Source organism: Achromobacter sp. 1011811831, assembly GCF_059760905.1.
On record NZ_JCBANG010000007.1, the window covers coordinates 1 to 22,531 of the forward strand.

The following is a 22,531-nucleotide window of genomic DNA, read 5'->3' on the forward strand; positions in this document are numbered from 1 at the left end:
GCCTTATCCACAGTTTCTGTGGATAAGGCGAGCGGCAAGCACCGGCGGGCGGCGCTGCGCAGCCTGCTCGCCGGGCTGGTCATTTTTTGAGCAATCCGGGACAATCCCGTTCATGGCTCGCAGGCTTGATTTGCGTCGCGTCGCCCCGGTGGCGTTGATGATATTCTCCGCTTGCGTCAAAACCGGAGCGCGTCGCGAGCGCGGCCCGGCTGCCATCGAGCGTGCAAGACATCCCAATAAATAAGAACGCAGGCATGAAAGGAGCGGAAAGAGTGTTTGCCATGGGAGCGCGTTACGCCACGTCGGCCACATCGCTAGCTTGTCCGGCGCCGTGACCATCATCATCGTCGACGATCATGGGGACTGGCGCGACACCATAGCCGAGTACATCCAGGATCTCGGCCTGGGCGAAGCCATCCTCACCGCGGGCTCGCTGTCCGAACTGGACCAGCTGCTGCTGGCCGTGACGCCGGGCATCCTGGTGCTGGACGCGATGCTGCCCGACGGCGACGGCCTGAGCCGCGTCTCGCATCTGCGCACCACCTATCCGGCCATGGGCATCATCATGCTCACAGGCCGCCTGCTCAGCGAGGACAAGGTCTCGGGCCTGAGCCTGGGCGCCGACCACTACCTGACCAAGCCCGTCAACCTGGCCGAGCTGGGCGCCACGCTGGTGTCGCTGTCGCGCCGCCTGCGCGTCGTGCCCTCGCCCGATCCCGCGCGCGCCGAAGGCGTGTGGCGCTTCGATCCGGCGCGCCGCCAGCTGCTGTCGCCGACGCAGGTCAACGTCGACATCACCGACACCGAAAGCCGCCTGCTCGGCGCGCTGATCCAGGCCGCGCCGCTGCCGCTGACGCGCGGCCGCCTGGTCGAGGCGCTGGGCGCCAGCGCCGAGGCCTATGACACCCACCGCCTGGATGCCCACATGCACCGGCTGCGCCGCAAGCTGCGCGCGCTGGCCGGCGGCGACATGGGCATACGCACGGTCTACGGCGTCGGCTACGTCTGCACCACGCCCGTGCAGATCGTGGGCGGCGTCAAGGCCAAGGCCTGAACCCGCGACGCCCGCCACACCGCGATGAATCCCGCCACTGCCCGCCCCCGCCGCTCCGCGCTCTATATGCCCGGCGCCAACGCCCGCGCGCTCGACAAGGCCCGCGGCCTGGATGCCGACGTGCTGATCCTGGACCTGGAGGACGCGGTCGCGCCCGACGCCAAGCCGCTGGCGCGCGCGCAGGTGGCCGCAGCCTTGCAGGCCGGCGGCTACGGCCGGCGCGAATGCGTGGCGCGCATCAACGCGCTGGACACGCCCTGGGGACTGGACGACGTGCGCGCCATCGCCACCGCCGGCGCCGACGCCGTGCTGCTGCCCAAGGTCGAAAACCCGGCCCAGCTGGACGCGCTGGCGCGGGCATTGGACGCGGCCGGCGCGCCCGCGGACCTGCCGTTGTGGGCCATGTGCGAAACGCCGTTGGGCTTTCTGCGGCTGGACGCCATCGCCGGCCATCCAAGGCTGGCGGCCCTGGTCGTGGGCACGTCGGACCTGGTCAAGGATCTGCATGCGCGCCACACGCCGGGCCGCGAGGAAACGCTGCTGGCGCGCTCGCTCGCCGTCATGGCCGCCCGCGCCCACGGACTGGCGGCGCTGGACGGCGTGCACCTGGACCTGGCCGATGACGCCGGCCTGGCGCTGGCCTGCGAGCAAGGCCGCGACCAGGGCTTCGACGGCAAGACGCTGATCCACCCGCGCCAGATCGCCGCCGCCAACTCGGCCTATGCGCCGAGCGATGAAGAAATCGCCACCGCGCGCAAGCGGCTGCAGGCCTGGCGCGACGCCCAGGCCGCCGGCCACGGCGTCGCGGTGGTGGACGGCTCGCTGGTCGAGAACCTGCACGCGCGAGAAGCCGAACGCGTGCTGGCGCTGGCCGCCGCCATCGCCGCCGCCTGAGCGCGCACCGCGCGCTCGCCCTCGTCCATACCGCCACGCCAGCCCTGCAACGGCATTGCCACGCCGGCCCGGTACAATACGGTTCCTCACGCGCACGACGCCGCACTTCGCGGCACGGCGCCAGGCCCAGCGCCGTGCCGTTCCGCGCGCGGGCCGCTTGAACTCCAGGCAGGAATCCCGCGCCCGGCATCCCGCCATGCGCGCCATGTCGTGCGCGGCGGAACCGCGCCGGCCCGCCCCAGTTTCCGCTTCGACCATGATCCGCTTCCAACAAGTTTCCCTCGCGCGCGGCGTCAAGCCGCTGCTCGACAAAGCCGACCTGCTGCTCAACCCCGGCGACAAGATCGGCCTCATCGGCGCCAACGGCGCCGGCAAGTCCAGCCTGTTCGCGCTGCTGCGCGGCGTGCTGCACGCCGACCAGGGCGACCTGGACTACCCGGCCACCTGGCGCATGGCGCACGTGGCCCAGGAAACGCCGGCGCTGGACCGCCCGGCCATCGAATACGCCATCGACGGCGACGCCACGCTGCGCCAGCTGGAGGCCGAGCTGGCCGCGCTGGAAGCCGAGCCGGAAAGCGCCGAGAACGGCCTGCGCATGGCCGAGATCTACGCCGCGCTGGCCGACGCCGACGCCTACACCGCGCACTCGCGCGCCGAGCAGCTGCTGACCGGCCTGGGCTTCACGCAGGAACAGATGCGGCTGCCGCTGACCAGCTTCTCGGGCGGCTGGCGCATGCGCCTGAACCTGGCGCAGGCGCTGATGTGCCCGTCCGACCTGCTGCTGCTGGACGAGCCCACCAACCACCTGGACCTGGACGCCATCATCTGGCTGGAGGACTGGCTCAAGCGTTATCCGGGCACGCTGCTCATCATCTCGCACGACCGCGACTTCCTGGACGAAGTGGTCAACGTCGTGGTGCACATCGACGAGCGCAAGCTGCGGCGCTATTCCGGCAATTACTCGTCGTTCGAGCGCCAGCGCGCCGCGCAGCTGGTGCTGGCCCAGGGCATGATGGAAAAGCAGATGCGCCAACGCGCGCACCTGCAGTCCTTCATCGACCGCTTCAAGGCCCAGGCCAGCAAGGCGCGCCAGGCGCAGAGCCGCATCAAGGCGCTGGCGCGGATGGAGGAAGTGGCGCCGCTGCGCGCCGCCGCCGAGTTCTCCTTCGAGTTCCGCGAGCCGCTGCGCGCGCCCAACCCGCTACTGACCATGGACGCGGTGTCGGCCGGCTACCGCAACGTCGACGAGGACACGCAAGCCGTGTCCGAGAAGATCATCGTGTCCGGCATCAATTTCTCGCTGCAGGCCGGACAGCGCATCGGCCTGTTGGGCATCAACGGCGCCGGCAAGTCGACCTTCATCAAGACCATCGCCGGCGAACTGCAATCGCTGGCCGGCGACACCCAGTTCAACAAGGGCCTGTCCATCGGCTACTTCGCCCAGCACCAGGTCGAGATGCTGCGCCACGACGAATCGCCGCTGTGGCACATGACCAAGCTCGCGCCCAATGTGCGCGAGCAGGAGCTGCGCAACTTCCTGGGCAGTTTCAATTTCAACGGCGCCATGGCCACCAGCCCGATCACGCCGTTCTCCGGCGGCGAGAAGGCGCGGCTGGCGCTGGCGCTGATCGTCTGGCAGCGCCCCAACCTGCTGCTGCTGGACGAGCCCACCAACCACCTGGACCTGGAAACGCGCGAGGCGCTGACCAGCGCGCTGGCGCAGTTCGAGGGCACGCTGGTGCTGGTCTCGCACGACCGCCACCTGCTGCGCGCCAGCACCGACCAGTTCATCATCGTGGCCGACGGCCAGGTGCGTCCTTTCGACGGCGACCTGGACGACTACAAGGCCTGGCTGTACCAGACCAAGCTGTCGGCCAAGGCGGCCTGAAGCCGCCCGCCGCCCGGCCTGGCGCGGACCTCGCGCGGGTCCGGCCCGGGTCTGGCTCGGGTCTGGTTCCACACGCCGCGCCGGGCCGATCAGGTTACAATCGCGCCCATTGCGCGCCCCCGCCGGCGCGCCCCTTCCATCGCGTCCCGCCCCTTGCGGGACGCTGCTATTTCCCCCCCTGCCGATGCCCATCAAAGACCAGCTCTTTCTCGCCAGCCAGTACCTCGCGCCCCACCACCTGGTGTCGCGCCTGTTCGGATACGCATCCGACTGCCGGGAACCCGCGGTCAAGAACTGGATGATCTCGCGCTTCGTGCAACGCTACGGCGTCGACATGAGCGAGGCCGAGCAGGAAGACGCGCTGGCCTACGACTGCTTCAACGACTTCTTCACGCGCGCGCTGAAGGACGGCGCGCGGCCGCTGGACGACGAGCCCGGCTCGGTGCTGTGCCCGGCCGACGGCGCGATCAGCCAGATGGGCGCCATCGAGCACGGCCGCATCTTCCAGGCCAAGGGCCACAGCTACGGTCTGGCCGACCTGCTGGGCGGCGACGCCGAGCGCGCCGCGCCGTTCCAGGGCGGCGAGTTCGCCACCATCTACCTGTCGCCGCGCGACTATCACCGCGTCCACATGCCGGTGGCCGGCACGCTGCGTGAAATGGTCCACGTGCCGGGCCGGCTGTTCTCCGTCAACCCGCTGACGGCCCGCAACGTGCCGCGCCTGTTCGCGCGCAATGAACGCGTGGTCTGCATCTTCGACACCGAGCATGGCCCCATGGCGCTGGTGCTGGTCGGCGCCATGATCGTCGCCTCCATCGAAACCGTCTGGGCCGGCCTGGTCACGCCGCACAAGCGCGGCGTCAAGGCCACGCGCTACGACGCCGACGCGCGCGCGCCGATCCAGCTGGACAAGGGCGCCGAGATGGGCCGCTTCAAGCTCGGCTCCACCGCCATCGTGCTGTTCGGACCCGGCAAGATCCGCTGGTCCGACACGCCCTCGGTGCGCGGCCCGGTCCGCATGGGCGAGCTGCTGGCCTTGCCGACCTGAGGCATGACGCGCCGGCATGCCCGGCGCCGAACGCCACGGCGCGCCATCTTCGGGCTGTCCGTGCCTGACGCGCGCACGGCCCTCGGACCGCCCGGCTTGTTTCCTTTCGGCGAACCCGCCATTCCGGTTTTATTCGCTATCGGGCTGGCGGCGACGGCGCTAGATTATGGGGCTTTCCCCAACGCGCGCCGCCCGCCATGACCGTCACCTCCTCCGCCCGCCCCCTGCCCCGCGCCCTGGCGCGCATGCTGTCGCTGGACGACTTCGAGCAGGCCGCGCGCCGGCGCCTGCCGCGCCCCATCTTCGGCTACATCGCCGGCGCGGCCGAGGACAACCAGTCGCTGCGCGCCAACCGCGACGCGTTCGCGCGCTACGGCTTCGTGCCGCGCGTGCTGGTGAACGTGTCGGCCCGCTCGCAGCAGTTCGACCTGTTCGGCCGCCGCTACGACGCGCCGTTCGGCATCGCGCCCATGGGCCTGAGCGCGCTGTCGGCCTATCGCGGCGACATCGCCCAGGCCCGCGCCGCGCGGGCGTCCAACATCCCCGCCATCCTCAGCGGCACCTCGCTGATTCCGCTCGAGGATGTGATCCAGGCCGCGCCCGGCACCTGGTTCCAGGCCTACCTGCCCGGCGACCCGGCCCGCATCGACGCGCTGGTCGAACGCGCCCGCAAGGCCGGCTACGAGACCCTGGTGCTGACCGTGGACATCCCCGTGTCCGCCAATCGCGAGAACAACGTGCGCACCGGCTTCTCCACGCCGCTCAAGCCCGGCCTGCGGCTGGCCTGGGACGGCCTGACCCGGCCGCGCTGGCTGGCCGGCACCTTCCTGCGCACACTGCTGGCGCATGGCATGCCGCACTTCGAGAACTCCTTCGCCACGCGCGGCGCGCCCATCCTGTCGGCCTCGGTGCTGCGCGATTTCTCGGCCCGCGACCACCTGAGCTGGGAACACGTGGCCCGCATCCGCCGGCAATGGCCCGGCGCGCTGGTCATCAAGGGCATCCTGCACCCGGGCGACGCGGCGCTGGCGCGCGAGCATGGCGTGGACGGCATCATCGTCTCCAATCACGGCGGCCGCCAGCTCGACGGCGCGGTGCCGCCGCTGCTGGCGCTGCCGGGCGTGCTGGACGCGGCCGGCGACATGCCGGTGATGCTGGACAGCGGCGTGCGCCGGGGCGGCGACGTGCTCAAGGCGCTGGCGCTGGGCGCGCGCTGCGTGTTCGTGGGCCGGCCCTTCAATTACGCGGCGGCCGTCGGCGGCGAGGCCGGCGTGGCGCACGCCATCGGCCTGCTGCGCGCCGAGGTCGACCGCAACATGGCCATGCTCGGCATCAACCGGCTCGACGAGCTGCATCCCGGCCTGCTGCGCCGCGACGAGCTGCCCGGGCGCTGACTCCGCCATGCCGGCGCGCGCGGCGCCTGTCGCCGCGACGCCACGCGCCTGTCGCAACCCGCTGGCGCGAACGCCACGGCCCCCTGGACATCTCCGGGGCATAGAATGGCAGTTCCCTTGCTACGCGCCTGCCTCGCGGGCGCTCCGGTGTCGCCTCGTGTCCCTACGCCAATCCTCGTTTTTCCTGCGTTTTCTCACACTGGGCGCGCTGGCCCACCTCTACGTCGGCGCCCGCCTCATCCCCGACGGACTGCATCACGGCCCCGGCGCGGCCGCCGCCGTGCTGGCGCTGGTGCTGTCCTGCACCCTGATCCCGCTGGGCATGCTGGCCCGGTCCTCGGCGCGGCCGCCCTGGGGCGACCGGATCGCCTGGGTCGGGCTGATCGCGATGGGCCTGTTCTCATCGCTGTTCGTCTTCACCGTGCTGCGCGACGCGCTGCTGCTGATCCTGTGGCTGGCCAGCCTGGCGGGCCTGGAATTGGGCTGGACCGCGCTGCGGCAGGCCTCGGCCTGGTGGGTGGCGACGCTGGCGCTGGCCGCCACCATCGTGGGCTTCGTCAACGCGCGCCGGCGCGCCCGCGTGGTCACGGTGGACGTGCCCATCGCCGGCCTGCCGCCCGACCTGGACGGCTTCACCATCGTGCAGATCAGCGACATCCACGTCGGCCCCACCATCAAGAAGCGCTACGTGCAGGCCATCGTCGACGCGGTCAACCAGGAATCGCCGGATCTCGTCGCCATCACCGGCGACGTGGTCGACGGCAGCGTCGAACAGCTGGCCGCGCAGGCCAGCCCGCTGGGCCAACTGCGCGCGCCTTATGGCGTGTACCTGGTGACGGGCAACCATGAATACTATTCGGGCGCCGCGCCCTGGGTCGCCGAGTTCCGCCGCATGGGGCTGCGCGTGCTGATGAACGAGCACGCGCTGATCCATCCTTCCGGACTGCCGATGATCATCGCCGGCGTCACCGACTACAGCGCCGGCGCCTTCGATCCGCACCAGCGCAGCAATCCGGCGGCGGCCCTGGCCGGCGCGCCGGCCGATGCCTGGCCGCGCATCCTGCTGGCGCACCAGCCGCGCAGCGCGGCCGCCGCCGAGCCGCTGGGCTATACCCTGCAGCTGTCGGGCCACACGCATGGCGGGCAGTTCTTTCCCTGGGGATTCTTCGTGCGCCTGCAGCAGCCCTATACCGCCGGACTGCATCGGCACGGCAAGATGTGGATCTACATCAGCCGCGGCACCGGCTATTGGGGACCGCCCAAGCGGCTGGGCGCGCCATCCGAGATCACGCGACTGCGGCTGCGCGCCGCGCCAGGCCCCCGGGGCTGACGACGCACCGGCCAACCCGGGCCTGATCGCCACGCTCCCTGGCGGGCCGGCGCTCAGGCGTCATCCGGCAATGGCCCGCGTTCCAGGTAGCTGGTCAGCGCGATGTCGCTAGTGGTGTTGGTGATGCCTTCGATCTTGTGGATGCGCGCCAGCAGCTGCTCCAGCGCCTGGGTATCGCTCACGCGCACCTTGAGCAGCATGGCGCTCTTGCCCGTGATGGTGTGGATTTCCTCGACCTCGTTCAGCTCGGCCAGGCCCAGCACCTGCTGGGTGATGGTCCAGTTGTTGGTGTCCACGTGGACGAAGGCCAGCAGCGGCCGGCCGATCTTCGCGCCGTCGAGCCTGGCGGCGATGCCCTTGATCTGGCCGTCGCGCTTCAGGCGCTTGACGCGCTCGTGCACGGCGGGCGCGGACAGGTTCAGCAGCTTGCCCAGTTCGGCATAGCTGGGCGTGGCGTCGGCGGCCAGCAGCGTTAATAGTTTTCGGTCGCGGTCGTCGAGATCTGACATTGGAATTGCGTTCCGCCTAATGGCGTTCGAACTTTTATGGAATAAAGGATTATCGGTGTAAACCCTTATTTTATTCCAATAAAATTCCGCGGATGCAGAACCGCAACACCCGCAGCCCCGTCCCCGCCCTGATGTTCGCCGTCAGCGTCGTGGGATCCAACGGCCTGGCGCTCAGCCCCATTCTTTCCGACGTGGCCCGGTCGTTCTCGACCACCCCGCTCACCATCAGCACGGCCATTTCCGCCTATGGCGCCGCCACCGCCGCCAGCGCCTTCTTCCTGGCCGCGCGCATCGACCGCATCGGCATTCGCCGCACGCTGCTGGGCGGCATGCTGGCGCTGATCGCCGCGCTGTTGCTGTCCGCCGCCGCGCCGCACTGGCTGGCGCTCACGCTGGCCCAGGCCGTGGCCGGCACGGCCGCCGGCGTCATCCTGCCCGCCGCCTACGGCTCGGCCTCGCTGATCGCGCAGCCTGGCCAGGAGGCGCGCACGCTGGGCCGCGTCATCGCCGGCTGGTCGGTCTCACTGGTGGCCGGCGTGCCGCTGTCGGCGCTGATTGCCGACGCCATCGGCTGGCGCGCCACCTATGGCGTGCTGGCGTTGTGCGCCGCCATCGCCCTGCTGGGCCTGCGCCGCCTGCCCGAACGCCGCGCCGCCCACCCCGCGCCGCTGCGCCTGTCGCGCCTGTTGGCGCCGCTGTCATACCGCGACGTGCCGGCGCTGCTGCTGGGCTGTCTGGCGTTCTCGTCCGCCTTCTACGGCGTCTACGCCTTCCTGGCCGACCACGTGCGCCGCCTGCTGGCGCTGTCGGCCGGACAGGTGGGTTTCATCGCCTTCGCCTACGGCGCCGGCTTCATGCTGTCGGGCCTGCTGGGCGCGCGGCTGATCGAGCGCCTGGGCCCGCGCCGCGCGCTGCCGCTGGCGCTGAGCGCCGCCGCGCTGGTCTACCTGGCGCTGCTGCCCGCCGCGCAAGCGCTGCCGGCCGTGCTGATGGTCGCCGCCGTCTGGGGCGCGGCCTCGCAGCTGTGCCTGAACCTGCTGGTGCTGCTGCTGTCGCGCGCCCGCCCCGAGGAACGCGGCGCGGTGCTGGGCCTGAACACCTGCGTCACCTACCTGGGCGCCAGCCTGGGCACCGCCGTCGCCGGCACGCTGTACACCCACGCCGGCTTCGGCACGCTGGCCCTGTCCGCCAGCGGCGCCGTCGCGGTCGCCGCGCTGGGACTGCACTGGCGCCTGAACGCGCGCCGCGCCGCGCGCGTTCAAGGCGGCACCGAAGCCCGCGCCAGCGCCTGAAGCGCCCAGCCTCCAGGCCCCGCCGTCCAGCGGGGCTTTTTTTCGTCCGACTCGGCTATGCTGCCGTTGCGCGCGGCTCCGTGACATCGCCGCGCCCATCACTATCAAGGAAGACAGAGTGACCGCCACCACGCCCCAAGCCGTCGACGCCCGACTGACCCGTTCCGCCATCTTCCTGGTGGCCACCCTCAACCCCGGCCCGGACGCCGAGGCCGCCGCGCGCGGCCTGTGCGCCGATATCGCCGGCCTGACCCGCAGCGTGGGCGTGCGCGCCGCCGACGACACGCTGTCCTGTGTCATGGGCGTCGGCTCGCAGGCCTGGGACCGTCTGTTCGGCGCACCGCGCCCGAAGGAACTGCATCCGTTCCGCGAGATCAAGGGCGTGCACCACGCCCCCGCCACGCCCGGCGACCTGCTGTTCCACCTGCGCGCCGAGCGCATGGACCTCTGTTTCGAGCTGTCCACGCTGATCATGGCGCGGCTGGACGGCGCGGTGACGGTGGCCGACACGGCCCAGGGCTTCAAGTATTTCGACGACCGCGACCTGCTCGGCTTCGTCGACGGCACGGAAAACCCGGTGGCCCAGGCCGCCCGCGACGCCACGCTGATCGGCGACGAGGACGAGGCGTTCAAGGGCGGCAGCTACGTCATCGTGCAGAAATACCTGCACGACATGAAGAAGTGGGACGAGATCCCGGTCGAGCAGCAGGAGAAGATCATCGGCCGCAAGAAGCTGTCCAACGTCGAGCTGGACGACGCGGCCAAGCCCAGTTACGCACACAACGTGCTGACCGTGATCGAGAAGGGTGGCGAGGAACAGCCCATCCTGCGCGACAACATGCCTTTCGGCGACGCCGGCAAGGGCGAGTTCGGCACCTACTTCATCGGCTACGCGCGCTCGCCCATGCGCATCGAGCGCATGCTCGACAACATGTTCCTGGGCAACCCGCCGGGCAACTACGACCGTCTGCTGGACGTCAGCCGCGCCGTGACCGGCTCGCTGTATTTCGTGCCGCCGGCGGATTTCCTGGACGACGCCGGGGAGTAAGCCGCTGCCCCGGCACTCGCCGGCCGGGGCGCCCCCCATCCCGCGCCGGCGGGATGTTGCTCGGATGAGACTGGCGGAATCCGACCGCAAGATTTCCCTTGTTTCCGACCTCGCTTTTCCTATAAATTGCGAATGGTTCCTATTTGTAATAGGAATATTATTTCAATTCATGGGGAAATCTTGAAAGTACGTCCACAGGCAGCTTGGGAACAGCCGCAACCCGCGCGCAAGGCGCGCATGCGGCACGGGAAACAACGGCCGGAACCGGCCTGGCTCGCCCTCGCGGGCATCGCCGGACTCAGCCTGACGCTGGCCGCCACGGCCTCGGCGCAGGATCAGGCGAAGCCATCGCCGGACACGCTGGAATCCATCCAGGTCACCGGAGACTGGCTCGGCTCGGGCCTGCAAAACAGCGTGCAGAGCTACGCCGGCGCGCGCACCGTCGTGGAGCGCCAGGACATCGCCGATACCGGCGCGACCAATATCGGCGACGTGATGCGGCGCATACCCGGCGTGCAATCGACCGACAACTCCGGCACCGCCGGCAGCGCGATCTCGCTGAACATCGGAGTGCGCGGCCTGACCGGCCGCTACACGCCCCGCTCGACCGTACTGCTGGACGGCATTCCCATGGCGGTCGCTCCCTACGGCCAGCCCCAGCTTTCGTTCGCGCCGGTCAGCCTGGCGAACATCGAGTCGATCGATGTCGTGCGCGGCGGCGGCGCCGTGCGCTACGGGCCGCAGAACGTCGGCGGCATCATCAATTTCAACACCCGGCCGATTCCGACCGCGCCCGGCCTGACGGCCGACGCCACTGTGCGCCAGAACATCTACACGCGCGGCGGCGGCGACAACACCCAGTACAGCGCCTTCATCGGCAGCAGTCTGGACAACGGCTTCGGCATGGCCCTGCTGTACTCGGGCCTGAGCGGCACCAACTGGCGCGAAGGCAGCCGCGACAGGGTCAATGACGTCGCCCTCAAATTCCGCCAGCAGCTGGGCGACGGCGCCGAGGTCTACGGCAAGCTGTCGTACTACGACGTCAAGTCCCGCACGCCCGGCGGCCTGACGGTGGCCCAATACCGGCAGGACCGCTTCCAGAACACCCGCCCGACGGACTACTGGAACGGCGACCGCAAGGCCGTGGACGTTGGCTACCTGAACACGCTGTCCGACACCAGCGAAGTGGAAGTGCGCGTCTATTACAACGAAAGCCGCCGCGCCAGCACGCTCATCAACGATGCTCGCACACAGATCACCCGCCAGCCGCGCAGCTACCAGACGCTGGGCATCGAGCCGCGCTACACGCAGCGCCTGGAATTCGGTCCCACGACGCATGACGTGACGGTCGGCTACCGCTTTCTGCGCGAACGCGGCGACGACCGCGCCTACAACGAGATCCTGTCCAGCGGCCGCAGGACGCCGACGGTGACCTACGACAACGCGACCGACGCCCACGCCGTCTACATCGACGACCGCATCAGCGCCGGCGACTGGCGCATCACGCCGGGCCTGCGCTACGAGCGCATCACCTCGCAGCGAGAGCTGCGCGGCGCGGACAGCCGGTACGACAGCCGCAACACCAAGGCGCTGCCGTCCCTGAACGTGGCCTATCTGCTGACGCCCGCGCTGACGCTGTTCTCGAACTACGGCACCTCGTTCGGCCCGGTGCAGAACACGCAGCTGAACTCGCAGTCCGACGCCAATCCGCTCAAGCCCGAAGTCGCCAGGACGCTGGAGGCCGGCGCCCGCCTGAACAATGACCAGGTCAAGGCGGAACTGACCACTTTCAAGATCAAGTTCGACAACCAGATCCTGCAAGTGCCGGGCGTAGCGCCCGCCACCTTCCGCAACCTGGGCGCGACCGACCACATCGGCCTGGAGGCCGCGCTGGAATACGCCTTCGACCGCGCCGGCCCGCTGGCGGGCCTGAGCGTCTACGCCAATTACACATATACCCGGGCCAAGCAGAAATCCGGTGAATTCTCGGGGCTGGACGTGCCCTTCTACGCGCGCAACACCGGCACGCTGGGCACGCGCTATCAGACCCGCGACTGGACCTGGAACCTGTCCACCACGATGCAAAGCGGACAGTTCTCGGACGCGGCCAACACCGGCGAGGAAACGCCCGACGCGCGCGTCGGGCGCATTCCGGGCATGCAGATCTGGAACGCCCAGGTCGTGTGGCGCAACCCCAACTGGAAGGGCAACGAGTTCACGCTCGGCGTGAACAACCTGCTGGACAGGGGCTACTACACCCGCAACGTGGACGGCAACGCCGGCCGCATGGCCGGGGCGCCGCGCATGGTGTACGTGCAGGCACGCCTGGCGTATTGAAGCGCAGGATGCCGTGCGCGCGCCGCCGCGCGCACGGTGACTTCCGCTCGGGCGCGCCCGCGCCGGTCAGGCGATGGCGGCCAGCATCGCCTGATAGGCATTGGGCCGGATCTTCTGATCGTCGCGGTTCATCTCGCTCATGACATCGTTGTAGGCGATGGTCCGCAGCGACTCGATTTCAGCGGCATCCGTCTTCCGGGCCTCGGCCAGCAGCGGCAGGATCTGCTCTGCGCTCAATCCCTGCGCCCTGGCCAGGAGTTCGTCGTACTTCCTGATGTCCAGCTCATTCGGCGCCGCCTTGTCGGCCGGACGAACGACGATGACCATCGCGCCGAACACGGCGGCGAGCACGGCCCCCGAGATCGACACCCAGACAGGAAACCGAGTGCTCATCGCCGACATGACGCCCGCGCCGCCAAGTATCGCCAGAAAGGTCGAGAACGCCTGGATGCGTCGATACAGCCTCGCCGTGCGCTGCGCCAGGCGCTGCGCGTATCGGATCTCTCCAAGCACTTGATCCTTGGTCTTGATGGTGGTTTCGCTCATGCTCGCCTCCTATCGTGGTGGTGGTGGGTCTGGGGGCTGCGGCGCTGGAACCTGCCGCGGCGGCACGTGCCCCTTCACGAAATAACTGAAACAAGACACCCGGTCAACCCTAGAAATTCGGCGCATGCTCGAATCCTAGCCAGATACAGAGGGCATGCGTGAACATCAATCGCGGACAGAATTACCCACTCCTATACGCGCCGGCATTCCTTTGGGTCCGGCGCGGACTCGACCACGATCCACGCAGGCTGCATGGATAGCGCGCATAAAAAAAGGCGGCCCGAAGGCCGCCCAGGGGGGAATCCCGAAGGAATCAGCAGCAGCCGATCCGCTTCTTGCCGCCGTAGCGGGCGTCCTGCCGTTCGCGGAAGAACGCCTCGTAGCTCATCGGCTCCTGATCCGGATGGGTGGCGCGCATGTGCTCCACATAGGTTTCGTAATCCGGCACGCCCACCATCAGCCGGAGCGTCTGCCCCAGGTAACGGCCGGCGGCGCCGGCGGCGGAAGTCATGTTGGAAAACAGCATGCGGCCTCCGTCAGGTTCAGTCCGCGCCGGCCGCCGCGGCGCTGGGCAGCGGTTCGTACGGCGTTTCGCGCGAGGTCGGGCGGTTCTCGGCGCGGGCGCGCAGCGCGGCCCGGATGCCGAAGGTCACCGTGCTGATCACCACGAACATGAAGATCGCGCACAGACCGGCGTTGATGTAGTCGTTCAGCACCACGCGCGACATCTGCTCCAGCGACTTGGCCGGGGCCAGCACCTTGCCTTCGGCGATGGCGGCGTTGTACTTGGCGGCGTGCGCCAGGAAGCTGACCTTGGGGTCGGCGGCGAAGATCTTCTGCCAGCCGGCGGTCAGGGTGCAAGCCAGCAGCCACAGCGTCGGCAGCACGGCGACCCAGGCGTAGCGCTCGCGCTTCATCTTGAACAGCACCACGGCGCCCAGCGTCAGCGCGATCGCGGCCAGCATCTGGTTGGCGATGCCGAACAGCGGCCACAGCGTGTTGATGCCGCCCAGCGGATCGACCACGCCCTGGTACAGGAAGTAGCCCCAGGCCGCCACGCACAGGCCGGTGGCGATCAGGTTGGCCGGCAGCGACTCGGTGCGCTTGAGCGACGGCGCGAAGGTGCCCAGCAGGTCCTGCAGCATGAAGCGGCCGGCGCGGGTGCCCGCGTCGACGGCGGTCAGGATGAACAGCGCTTCGAACAGGATGGCGAAGTGATACCAGAACGCCATCATGGACGGGCCGCCGATGGCCTGGTGCAGGATGTGCGCCATGCCCACGGCCAGCGTCGGCGCGCCGCCGGCGCGCGAGATGATGGTGCTCTCGCCCACGTCCTTGGCGGTCTGCACCAGGTCGGCCGGCGTGATCACGAAGCCCCAGCTGGACACCACCTGGGCGACCTGGTCCGGCGTGGTGCCGATGACGGCGGCCGGGCTGTTCATGGCGTAGTAGATGCCCGGCTCGATCACGCAGGCGGCCACCAGCGCCATGATGGCGACGAAGGATTCCATCAGCATGCCGCCGTAGCCGATGTAGCGGGCCTGGGTTTCGTTCTCGATCAGCTTGGGCGTGGTGCCCGAGGAGATCAGCGCGTGGAAGCCCGACACCGCGCCGCAGGCGATGGTGATGAAGAGGAACGGGAACAGGTTGCCCGACCAGACCGGGCCGGAGCCGTCGACGAACTGGGTCAGCGCGGGCATCTTCAGCTCGGGCGCGACCACGACGATGCCGATGGCCAGGCCGACGATGGTGCCGATCTTCAGGAAGGTCGACAGGTAGTCGCGCGGGGCCAGCAGCAGCCACACGGGCAGTACCGAGGCGATGAAACCGTAGACGATCAGGATCCAGGTCAGGCCCTTGCCGTCGAAGTCGAACAGCGGGCCCAGCACGGGATGCGCGGCCACGTCCTGGCCGAACACGATGGCGGCCATCAGGCCGACGAAGCCGATGATGGACACTTCGCCGATCTTGCCCGGACGGATGTAGCGCAGGTACACGCCCATGAAGAGCGCGATGGGAATGGTAGCGGCCACCGTGAAGGTGCCCCACGGCGAATGCGTCAGCGCCTTCACCACGATCAGCGCCAGCACGGCCAGGATGATGACCATGATCATGAAGGCGCCGAACAGCGCGATCACGCCCGGGACCTTGCCCAGCTCGGACTTGACCAGATCACCCAGCGAGCGGCCGTCGCGGCGCGTCGAGATGAACAGGATGGTGAAGTCCTGCACGGCGCCGGCGAACACCACGCCGGCCAGGATCCACAGCATGCCGGGCAGGTAGCCCATCTGCGCGGCCAGCACGGGACCGACCAGCGGGCCGGCGCCGGCGATGGCGGCGAAGTGGTGGCCGAACAGCACGTGCTTGTTGGTGGGCACGTAGTCCAGGCCGTCATTGTGCTTCCAGGCCGGCGTCATGCGCGTCGGATCCAGCTGGAAGACCTTCTTGGCGATGAAGCGGCTGTAGTAACGGTACGCGATCAGATAGACGCATACGGCGGCGATCACCACCCATAGCGCATTGATGGTTTCCCCTCTGGCCAACGCCACGGTGCCCAGCGCGAACGCGCCCAGTACCGCGACAGCCAGCCAGACCAGGTGTTCACCCAGTCCCTTGCTGCTGGTTTGCATAAGTGCTCCTCTAGCCTCCCGCCATGCTTTTGGCGTGAAACGCTTTTTTCGTCTCGCGGAAGGCAGACTCGTTGTGGTGGGTGGGCTTACGCACGCGTCCGCCCGGCGCCAATGTCGGCGCGGGCGTTAGTATTTCGGTTTGCCCAGGCGCCAACAAGCGCGGAACTACGCAATGCCGCTACGTAGTACTACGCAATGCGCCGCAGCATAAAATGCGGTAATCCCTGCAATTTCCGACCTAAACCCTGCAATCGTCGCCCGGCCCGGGAATGACGCAACGCAACATTCCACGCTCCGCCCTGTTACCGTTCCCATGAAACTGCGCCTGAAGATCCTGCTGCTGGCCGCCGTCCCCCTGCTGGCGGCGATGGCCGCCATCACGGTCGCCGTCTACCTGCAGGGGCTCAAGCTGGCGCAGATGGAAAAGCAGGTGGTGGAAACCGCCTGGCTCGGCAGCAAGGAAAGCGAGCTGCGCCATTACGTCAGCCTGGCCTACAGCGCGGTCGCGCCGCTGCAGGAGGCCGGCGACGACCCGGCCACGCGCCAGCGCGCGCTGGACCTGCTGGCGCAGATGGAATTCGGCCGCGACGGCTATTTCTTCGTCTACGACCTGCAGGGCAGGAACCTGATGCACCCGCGCCAACCGGAACTGGTGGGCCAGGAACTCTGGGACCTGCGCGACACCCAGGGCCAGCCCGTGATCCAGAACCTGCTGGCCGCGGCCCGGCGCGGCGGCCAGCACGGCGAAGCCGTGCACTATCTATGGGAACGGCCGTCCACCCATCAGAACGAGGAAAAGCTCGGCTATGTGGTGGTGCTGGAACGCTGGGGCTGGATGCTCGGTACCGGCATCTACCTGGACGACGTCAACCAGGCCCTGCAGCGCATCGACGCGGCGGCGCAGGCCAACATCCGCGACATGTTCGCCTGGGTGGCCGGCATCGCCGCCGTCTGCATCCTGGGCGTGGCCGCCTGCGGGCTGGCGCTGAACATCAGCGACCACCGCCAGTCCGACGCCAAGCTGCGCCTGATGGCGCGGCAGCTGGTGCGGACCCAGGAAGACGAGCGCGCGCGCCTGTCGCGCGAGCTGCACGACGGCATCAGCCAGGTGCTGGTGTCGATCAAGCTGTCGCTGGAGGCGGCACGCGAGCGGCTGCGCCAGGCGCTGGGCGCCGAGCCGCGCGCGCTGGCCCATATCGATGCCCCGCTGGGCGGCGCGCTGGACCGGCTGAACAATGCCGTGGGCGAGGTGCGCCGCATCTCGCACAATCTGCGCCCCACCCTGCTCGACGACCTGGGCCTGCCCGCCGCGCTGGAACACCTGGGCCGCGAATTCTCGCAACCCAGCCAGCACGGCGTGACGCCGCTGGCGGTGCGGCTGCACACCGACGGCCACCCGGTGAAGCTGCCCGACGCCTACGCCACCGCGCTGTTCCGCGTCACCCAGGAAGCGCTGACCAATGTGCTGCGCCACGCCGGCGCCACCCGCGCCGAGATGGTGCTGACCTACGGCGCGCGCGACCTGACCCTGAGCATCGCCGACGACGGCCACGGCTTCGACCACGCCGAAGTGCAGCAGGATCCGCGCCGAGGCATCGGCCTGCGCAACATGCGCGAGCGCATGGCGGCCCTGTCCGGCACCCTGGTGCTGCATTCCGGCGTCCAGGGCACCCTGTTGAAAGCCTGGCTGCCGCTGCCGGCGGCCGGCGCCCCCTCTCCGACCCACGACGCATGACCCGCCATAACGAAACCACCCGCCTGCTGCTGATCGACGACCACCCCCTGGTACGGGACGGGCTGCGCCTGCGCCTGGAGACCGTGCCCGGCCTGGCCGTGATCGGCGAGGCCGGCAACGCCGCCGCCGCGCTCGCCTTCCTGCGCGGCTGCCTGGCCGAGGATCCGGACGGCGGCGCCCTGCCGCATCTGGCGCTGATGGACCTGAACATGCCCGGCGTGGGCGGACTGGAACTGGCCGCGCAGCTGCACGAGCGCTATCCGCAGATCGCGGTGCTGGTGCTGTCCATGCACGACAACCCGGAATACATGCTGCAGGCGGTGCGCGCCGGCGCGCGCGGCTATCTGCTCAAGGACGAGCCGGCGCAGGAAATCATCACCGCCATCGACGCCGTCATGGCCGGCCGCAGCTATTTCAGCGCCGCCGTCGCCGTGCGGCTGTCGCAGGCCAGCGCGCCCGCCACCCTCTTGACGCAGCGCGAGCGCGACGTGCTGCGCCACATCGCCGAGGGCCATGCCAACAAGCAGATCGCGCAGGCGCTGAACCTGTCGGTGCGCACCGTGGAAACCCACCGGCTCAACATCAAGCGCAAGCTCGGCATCGACGGCCAGGCCGAGCTGATCAAGTACGCGGTCGAGAACCGCGTGCTTTGAGAACAATCGGCACGGGCGCCCGTCCGCGCTGCGGTAGACTTGCGGGCAGACGACCCGATTCGGCCGCCAGGCCAGCACAGCATTGCCAGGAGTTCCCATGTCCATGGAAAAGCACTACACCGCCATCCTCCAAGAATTGGGGGAAGACCCCTCGCGCGAGGGGCTGGCCGACACGCCGGCGCGCGCCGCCAAGGCCATGCGCCACCTGTGCCGGGGCTACGAGCAGAACCTGGACGAGATCGTCAACGGCGCGCTGTTCACGTCCGACACGCGCGAGATCGTGCTGGTCAAGAACATCGAGCTGTATTCGCTCTGTGAACACCACATGCTGCCCTTCATCGGCAAGGCGCACGTCGCCTACCTGCCCAATGGCAAGGTGCTGGGCCTGTCCAAGGTCGCCCGCATCGTCGAGATGTACGCGCGCCGCCTGCAGATCCAGGAAAACCTCAGCCGCCAGATCGCCGAGGCCGTGCAGCAGGTGACCAACGCCGCCGGCGTGGCCGTGGTGCTGGAAGCCCAGCACATGTGCATGATGATGCGCGGCGTGGAAAAGCAGAACTCGTCCATGGTCACGTCCGTGATGCTGGGCGAATTCCACGACAACCCGTCCACCCGCGCCGAGTTCCTGAGCCTGATCCGTTAAGGGTTCCGGCTGTCGGATGCCGGGCCGCCCAGGCCCGGCCCTCGGTCCAGCTCCAGGCGGGCCGGCCCGCGCAATCAGCCGTGGCGGCTGCGGTGCCGCGCCAAGCGCTCGATCCCCGCCCAATCCCAATCCAGGCCCAGGCCCGGCGCCTGCGACGGCACGCCGTGGCCGTCCTCGATGCGCATGCCCGACTGCGTGATCAGGTCCAGCTGCGGGATGTATTCCAGCCAGCGGCTGTTGGGCACCGCGCAGCACAGCGCCACGTGGATCTCCATCAGGAAGTGCGGGCAGACCGGCACGTTGTAGGCCTCGGCCATGTGCGCCACCTTCAGCCACGGCGTGATGCCGCCGATGCGGCCCACGTCCACCTGCACCACCGAACAGGCGTCGCTCTGCAGGTAGTCCTTGAACTGCGACAGGCTGTACAGCGACTCGCCCACGGCGATCGGCACCGTGGTCGAGGCCGACAGCCGCCGGTGCGCGTGCACGTCGTCGGCATGGATCGGCTCTTCCAGCCAGGCGATGTCCAGCGGCTCGAAGGCGCGCGCGCGGCGGATCGCCTCGGGCACCGAAAAGCCCTGGTTGGCGTCCACCATGATGTCCCAGTCGTCGCCCACGGCCTCGCGCACGGCGGCGATGCGCGCCACGTCCTCGGCCACGTGGGGCCGCCCGACCTTGAGCTTGACGCCATGAAAACCGTCCGCGCGGGCCTGCACCGCGCCCTCGACCAACGCCTCGGCGGGCAGGTGCAGCCAGCCGCCCTCGGTGGTGTAGAGCGGGATGCGGTCCTTGGCGCCGCCGGCCAGCCGGTGCAGCGGCAGGCCGGCGCGGCGCGCGCGCAGGTCCCACAGCGCCGTGTCGATGGCGGCCAGCGCGATCGAGGTCAGCGCGCCCACCGTGGTGGCGTGCACCCGATACATCAGCTCGCGCCACAGCCCCTCCACGTCGCCGGCCTCGCGGCCCGGCAGCATCGGCGCCAGGTGCTCGTCCAGCAGGCGCGCCACGGCCGAACCGCCGGTGCCGATGGTGTAGCTGTAGCCCACCCCGACCGCGCCATCGCTGTCGGTGATGCGCACGATGGGCGTTTCCTGCCGCTCGAAGCTCTGCACCGCGTCGGTGCGCACGACCTTGGGCAACAGGTCGACCAGGAAGATCTCCACGGATGCGATGCGTGCCATGGTCGCCTCCGGCCGCTCAGCGGCTGGCTCCCTGCACCTCGGGCGGCAGGTTCACGCCGTGGAATTCCTTGTAGACGGCGTTGAGCTTGCCGTTCTGCAGGTTGTCGCGCACCCAGCCGTCCAGCTTGGCCTTCAGGGCCGGCTCGTTCTTGCGCAGGCCGATGCCCAGCATGTTCAGCCGCATGACGAACTTGGACTCCATCTGCTTGGCCGGCGCTTTTTCGTTGATGGTGCGCAGCAGGGCCGGCGCGGTGGCGAAGATGTCGGCCTGGCCGCTGACCACGGCGGTGATCGAGGTGGCGTCGTCATCGAAGCGGATGATCTGCGCGTCCTTCGGCGCGATCTTGGTCAGCTCGGCGTCGTTGGTGGTGCCGCGCGTGGCGATCACCTTCTTGTTGGACAGGTCGGCGGCGCTGGCCAGCGTCATGGACTTGGGCGCGGCCACCACGGCCAGGATGGCGGCATAGGGAACCGAGAAGTCCACCACCTTCTGGCGTTCCGGCGTGATCGACATGCTGGAGATCACGATGTCGGCCTTGTTCGTCTGCAGGAAGGGCACGCGGTTGGCGCCGGTGGTCGGCACGATCTCCAGCTCCACGCCCAGGTCCTGCGCCAGCAGGCGCGCGGTCTCGACGTCCGAGCCGGTGGACTTGAGCGCGGCGTCCTTCATGCCGTAGGGCGGCACGCCCAGGTCGATGGCCACGCGCAGCTTCTTGGCGGCCAGGATGTCCTGCAACTGGTCGGCGCTGGCGGCGCCGGCCAGGCCCAGGGACAGCACGGCGGCGAGCGCGGCGCCGGCCAGGCGGACGGCGGACTTGCGGGTGTGGCGGTGTTGCATGGTGGTCTCCTGTTTATATATCTGGGCATGCCGCGATATGGGCATGCGGCGCATGCGCTTGCCTGTGCTGCCGGGCGCGGTCCGGCAAGCGCCGCGCCCGTCCTGCTGATTCCGTCCTGCCGGCGCGCGGGCGCGCTACAGCCCGCTGCCCAGGAACTGGCGCAGCTCCGGCGTGGCGGGCGCGGCCAGCATGGCCGGCGCGCCCTCTTCCCAGACCTGCCCCTGATGCATGAAGATGACCTTGTCGGCCACTTCCCGCGCGAAAGCCATCTCGTGCGTGACCAGGATCATGGTCATGCCCTCGGCGGCCAGCCGGCCTATCACCTTCAGCACCTCGCCGGTCAGCTCCGGGTCCAGCGCCGAGGTCACTTCGTCGAACAGCATGACCTTGGGCCGCATCGCCAGCGAGCGGGCGATGGCCACGCGCTGTTGCTGGCCGCCGGACAGCTGTTCGGGATAATGCTCGGCCTTGTCGGCCAGGCCGACGTGCTCCAGCGCCTCCATCGCCAGTTCGCGCGCGGCCTCGGCCTTGATGCCCTTGACCGAGCGCGGCGCCAGCGTCACGTTCTGCAGCACGGTCATGTGCGGGAACAGGTTGTAGCTCTGGAACACGATGCCCACGTCGCGCCGCAGCGCGCGCAGGTCCAGGCCGGCGGCGTCGTGCAGCGCGTGGCCGCAGACGTGGATCGCGCCTTCGTCGGCGGTTTCCAGCCTGTCCATGCAGCGCAGCGCCGTGCTCTTGCCCGAGCCGCTCTTGCCGATCAGGGCCACCACCTCGCCCGCGTCCACGGAAAAACTGATGCCGCGCAGCACATGGGTGCTGCCGAAGCGCTTGTGGACCTGCTTGAGTTCAACCACGGGATGCATTGAGTTTCCTCTCCAGGTAGCGGCTCCAGCGCGACAGCGGGTAGCACATGGCGAAATACAGGATCGCGGCGCAGCCAAAGTAGATGAAGGGCTGCAAGGTCGAGTTGTTGAGGATCTTGGCGTTGTAGGCCAGCTCGGAATAGCCGATCACCAGCGAAGCGATCGAGGTGTTCTTGATGATCTGCACCAGGAAGCCCACCGTGGGCGGGGTGGCGATGCGCAGCGCCTGCGGCAGGATCACCTTGCCCATGCGCTGCAGGCGCGACAGCCCCAGGCATTCGGCCGCCTCCCACTGGTTCCTGGGCACGGCCTGGATGCAGCCGCGCCAGATCTCGCCCAGGAAGGCGCTGGAATAGATCGTCATGGCCAGCGCCGCGGCCGCCAGCGCCGACAGCTCGCCCAGGCCGAACAGGCTGGGCCCGAAGAAGCACAGGCCCATCAGCACCAGCAGCGGCGTGCCCTGGATCAGCTGGATGTAGCCCGCCGCCAGCAGGCGCGGCGCGCGGCGCGGCGCCACCCGCGCCAGCGCCAGCAGCAGCCCGACCGCGCCGCCGCCCAGGAAGGTCCAGAACGACAGCTTGATCGTGCCCCAGGCGCCGGCCAGCAGATACCAGGCGTGTTCCGCGGGGATGAAGTTCATGGCGCGC

20 protein-coding genes are annotated in these 22,531 nt (G+C 69.2%); 12 read left to right on the forward strand and 8 right to left on the reverse strand.

Going from position 1 to position 22,531, the window contains the following annotated elements:
* Positions 1 to 331 precede the first annotated feature (331 nt).
* The 6 genes from AC6LJ9_RS04475 to AC6LJ9_RS04500 all read left to right on the forward strand — a co-directional run bounded on the left by AC6LJ9_RS04475 (position 332) and on the right by AC6LJ9_RS04500 (position 7,608).
* Positions 332 to 1,054 carry a response regulator transcription factor gene (locus AC6LJ9_RS04475; RefSeq protein WP_498146586.1) on the forward strand — a complete coding sequence of 241 codons (723 nt, stop codon included), beginning with the start codon at positions 332 to 334 and terminating at the stop codon, positions 1,052 to 1,054.
* 24 nt (positions 1,055 to 1,078) lie between these two features.
* Positions 1,079 to 1,948, forward strand: coding sequence for an HpcH/HpaI aldolase/citrate lyase family protein (locus AC6LJ9_RS04480; RefSeq protein ID WP_498146587.1), 870 nt, complete (start codon positions 1,079 to 1,081; stop codon positions 1,946 to 1,948).
* 256 nt (positions 1,949 to 2,204) lie between these two features.
* The gene (locus AC6LJ9_RS04485) at positions 2,205 to 3,836 is read left to right on the forward strand and encodes an ATP-binding cassette domain-containing protein (RefSeq protein ID WP_212316095.1); all 1,632 of its coding nucleotides are present in this window, start codon (positions 2,205 to 2,207) and stop codon (positions 3,834 to 3,836) included.
* A 184-nt stretch (positions 3,837 to 4,020) separates the two neighbouring features.
* Positions 4,021 to 4,884 (forward strand): archaetidylserine decarboxylase, encoded by an 864-nt coding sequence (asd, locus tag AC6LJ9_RS04490; RefSeq protein WP_212322768.1) that lies wholly within the window; start codon positions 4,021 to 4,023, stop codon positions 4,882 to 4,884.
* A gap of 245 nt (positions 4,885 to 5,129) precedes the next feature.
* Positions 5,130 to 6,278: an alpha-hydroxy acid oxidase gene (locus tag AC6LJ9_RS04495; RefSeq protein ID WP_498146668.1), complete on the forward strand. Its 1,149-nt coding sequence runs from the start codon at positions 5,130 to 5,132 to the stop codon at positions 6,276 to 6,278.
* A gap of 157 nt (positions 6,279 to 6,435) precedes the next feature.
* On the forward strand, positions 6,436 to 7,608 hold the full coding sequence (locus tag AC6LJ9_RS04500) for a metallophosphoesterase (protein WP_498146588.1): 1,173 nt from the start codon (positions 6,436 to 6,438) through the stop codon (positions 7,606 to 7,608).
* Positions 7,609 to 7,661: 53 nt separating this feature from the next.
* Here AC6LJ9_RS04500 and AC6LJ9_RS04505 read toward each other — a convergent pair whose 3' ends face one another.
* Positions 7,662 to 8,117 (reverse strand): Lrp/AsnC family transcriptional regulator, encoded by a 456-nt coding sequence (locus tag AC6LJ9_RS04505; RefSeq protein ID WP_212318471.1) that lies wholly within the window; start codon positions 8,115 to 8,117, stop codon positions 7,662 to 7,664.
* 92 nt (positions 8,118 to 8,209) lie between these two features.
* Between AC6LJ9_RS04505 and AC6LJ9_RS04510 the strand changes: the two genes are divergently transcribed.
* The 3 genes from AC6LJ9_RS04510 to AC6LJ9_RS04520 all read left to right on the forward strand — a co-directional run bounded on the left by AC6LJ9_RS04510 (position 8,210) and on the right by AC6LJ9_RS04520 (position 12,794).
* The gene (locus AC6LJ9_RS04510; RefSeq protein WP_498146589.1) at positions 8,210 to 9,409 is read left to right on the forward strand and encodes an MFS transporter; all 1,200 of its coding nucleotides are present in this window, start codon (positions 8,210 to 8,212) and stop codon (positions 9,407 to 9,409) included.
* 118 nt (positions 9,410 to 9,527) lie between these two features.
* Positions 9,528 to 10,457, forward strand: a complete 930-nt coding sequence (locus AC6LJ9_RS04515; protein ID WP_498146590.1) for a Dyp-type peroxidase — start codon at positions 9,528 to 9,530, stop codon at positions 10,455 to 10,457.
* Between the two features lie 237 nt (positions 10,458 to 10,694).
* Positions 10,695 to 12,794 carry a TonB-dependent receptor family protein gene (locus AC6LJ9_RS04520; RefSeq protein WP_498146669.1) on the forward strand — a complete coding sequence of 700 codons (2,100 nt, stop codon included), beginning with the start codon at positions 10,695 to 10,697 and terminating at the stop codon, positions 12,792 to 12,794.
* 66 nt (positions 12,795 to 12,860) lie between these two features.
* Here the strand turns inward: AC6LJ9_RS04520 and AC6LJ9_RS04525 are convergent, their stop codons facing one another.
* The 3 genes from AC6LJ9_RS04525 to AC6LJ9_RS04535 form a co-directional block, all read right to left on the reverse strand.
* On the reverse strand, positions 12,861 to 13,340 hold the full coding sequence (locus tag AC6LJ9_RS04525; protein WP_498146591.1) for a hypothetical protein: 480 nt from the start codon (positions 13,338 to 13,340) through the stop codon (positions 12,861 to 12,863).
* Positions 13,341 to 13,653: 313 nt separating this feature from the next.
* On the reverse strand, positions 13,654 to 13,866 hold the full coding sequence (locus AC6LJ9_RS04530) for a YbdD/YjiX family protein (RefSeq protein WP_103274196.1): 213 nt from the start codon (positions 13,864 to 13,866) through the stop codon (positions 13,654 to 13,656).
* Between the two features lie 16 nt (positions 13,867 to 13,882).
* Positions 13,883 to 15,970 (reverse strand): carbon starvation CstA family protein, encoded by a 2,088-nt coding sequence (locus tag AC6LJ9_RS04535; protein ID WP_498146592.1) that lies wholly within the window; start codon positions 15,968 to 15,970, stop codon positions 13,883 to 13,885.
* A 313-nt stretch (positions 15,971 to 16,283) separates the two neighbouring features.
* On the opposite strand from AC6LJ9_RS04535, the gene AC6LJ9_RS04540 reads away from it, so the two are divergent.
* The 3 genes from AC6LJ9_RS04540 (at position 16,284) to folE (ending at position 19,001) form a co-directional block, all read left to right on the forward strand.
* Positions 16,284 to 17,705, forward strand: a complete 1,422-nt coding sequence (locus tag AC6LJ9_RS04540) for a cache domain-containing protein (RefSeq protein WP_498146593.1) — start codon at positions 16,284 to 16,286, stop codon at positions 17,703 to 17,705.
* Entirely contained in the window at positions 17,702 to 18,358 is a 657-nt protein-coding gene (locus tag AC6LJ9_RS04545) for a response regulator (RefSeq protein WP_498146594.1), read from the forward strand. Before AC6LJ9_RS04540 ends, AC6LJ9_RS04545 begins: the two co-directional genes overlap by 4 nt.
* A 97-nt stretch (positions 18,359 to 18,455) precedes the next feature.
* Entirely contained in the window at positions 18,456 to 19,001 is a 546-nt protein-coding gene (gene folE, locus AC6LJ9_RS04550) for a GTP cyclohydrolase I FolE (protein ID WP_212318482.1), read from the forward strand.
* 74 nt (positions 19,002 to 19,075) lie between these two features.
* Here folE and AC6LJ9_RS04555 read toward each other — a convergent pair whose 3' ends face one another.
* The 4 genes from AC6LJ9_RS04555 to AC6LJ9_RS04570 form a co-directional block, all read right to left on the reverse strand.
* A complete protein-coding gene (locus AC6LJ9_RS04555) occupies positions 19,076 to 20,179 on the reverse strand; it encodes a mandelate racemase/muconate lactonizing enzyme family protein (protein ID WP_498146595.1) in 1,104 nt (367 codons plus the stop codon).
* A gap of 16 nt (positions 20,180 to 20,195) precedes the next feature.
* Positions 20,196 to 21,017, reverse strand: coding sequence for a transporter substrate-binding domain-containing protein (locus AC6LJ9_RS04560; RefSeq protein ID WP_498146596.1), 822 nt, complete (start codon positions 21,015 to 21,017; stop codon positions 20,196 to 20,198).
* Between the two features lie 135 nt (positions 21,018 to 21,152).
* Positions 21,153 to 21,884 carry an amino acid ABC transporter ATP-binding protein gene (locus AC6LJ9_RS04565; protein ID WP_103274190.1) on the reverse strand — a complete coding sequence of 244 codons (732 nt, stop codon included), beginning with the start codon at positions 21,882 to 21,884 and terminating at the stop codon, positions 21,153 to 21,155.
* Entirely contained in the window at positions 21,868 to 22,524 is a 657-nt protein-coding gene (locus AC6LJ9_RS04570) for an amino acid ABC transporter permease (protein ID WP_498146597.1), read from the reverse strand. Before AC6LJ9_RS04570 ends, AC6LJ9_RS04565 begins: the two co-directional genes overlap by 17 nt.
* Between the last annotated feature and the right edge of the window lie 7 nt (positions 22,525 to 22,531).

Excerpts from the sequence above, each read along its gene's own strand:
- AC6LJ9_RS04480 (WP_498146587.1), top strand. The coding sequence starts at position 1,079 with ATGAATCCCGCCACTGCCCGCCCCCGCCGCTCCGCGCTCTATATGCCC.
- AC6LJ9_RS04485 (WP_212316095.1), top strand. The coding sequence starts at position 2,205 with ATGATCCGCTTCCAACAAGTTTCCCTCGCGCGCGGCGTCAAGCCGCTG.
- asd (WP_212322768.1), top strand. The coding sequence starts at position 4,021 with ATGCCCATCAAAGACCAGCTCTTTCTCGCCAGCCAGTACCTCGCGCCC.
- AC6LJ9_RS04495 (WP_498146668.1), top strand. The coding sequence starts at position 5,130 with ATGCTGTCGCTGGACGACTTCGAGCAGGCCGCGCGCCGGCGCCTGCCG.
- AC6LJ9_RS04505 (WP_212318471.1), bottom strand. The coding sequence starts at position 8,117 with ATGTCAGATCTCGACGACCGCGACCGAAAACTATTAACGCTGCTGGCC.
- AC6LJ9_RS04510 (WP_498146589.1), top strand. The coding sequence starts at position 8,210 with ATGCAGAACCGCAACACCCGCAGCCCCGTCCCCGCCCTGATGTTCGCC.
- AC6LJ9_RS04520 (WP_498146669.1), top strand. The coding sequence starts at position 10,695 with ATGCGGCACGGGAAACAACGGCCGGAACCGGCCTGGCTCGCCCTCGCG.
- AC6LJ9_RS04525 (WP_498146591.1), bottom strand. The coding sequence starts at position 13,340 with ATGAGCGAAACCACCATCAAGACCAAGGATCAAGTGCTTGGAGAGATC.
- AC6LJ9_RS04530 (WP_103274196.1), bottom strand. The coding sequence starts at position 13,866 with ATGCTGTTTTCCAACATGACTTCCGCCGCCGGCGCCGCCGGCCGTTAC.
- AC6LJ9_RS04535 (WP_498146592.1), bottom strand. The coding sequence starts at position 15,970 with ATGCAAACCAGCAGCAAGGGACTGGGTGAACACCTGGTCTGGCTGGCT.
- AC6LJ9_RS04540 (WP_498146593.1), top strand. The coding sequence starts at position 16,284 with ATGAAACTGCGCCTGAAGATCCTGCTGCTGGCCGCCGTCCCCCTGCTG.
- AC6LJ9_RS04545 (WP_498146594.1), top strand. The coding sequence starts at position 17,702 with ATGACCCGCCATAACGAAACCACCCGCCTGCTGCTGATCGACGACCAC.
- folE (WP_212318482.1), top strand. The coding sequence starts at position 18,456 with ATGTCCATGGAAAAGCACTACACCGCCATCCTCCAAGAATTGGGGGAA.
- AC6LJ9_RS04555 (WP_498146595.1), bottom strand. The coding sequence starts at position 20,179 with ATGGCACGCATCGCATCCGTGGAGATCTTCCTGGTCGACCTGTTGCCC.
- AC6LJ9_RS04560 (WP_498146596.1), bottom strand. The coding sequence starts at position 21,017 with ATGCAACACCGCCACACCCGCAAGTCCGCCGTCCGCCTGGCCGGCGCC.
- AC6LJ9_RS04565 (WP_103274190.1), bottom strand. The coding sequence starts at position 21,884 with ATGCATCCCGTGGTTGAACTCAAGCAGGTCCACAAGCGCTTCGGCAGC.
- AC6LJ9_RS04570 (WP_498146597.1), bottom strand. The coding sequence starts at position 22,524 with ATGAACTTCATCCCCGCGGAACACGCCTGGTATCTGCTGGCCGGCGCC.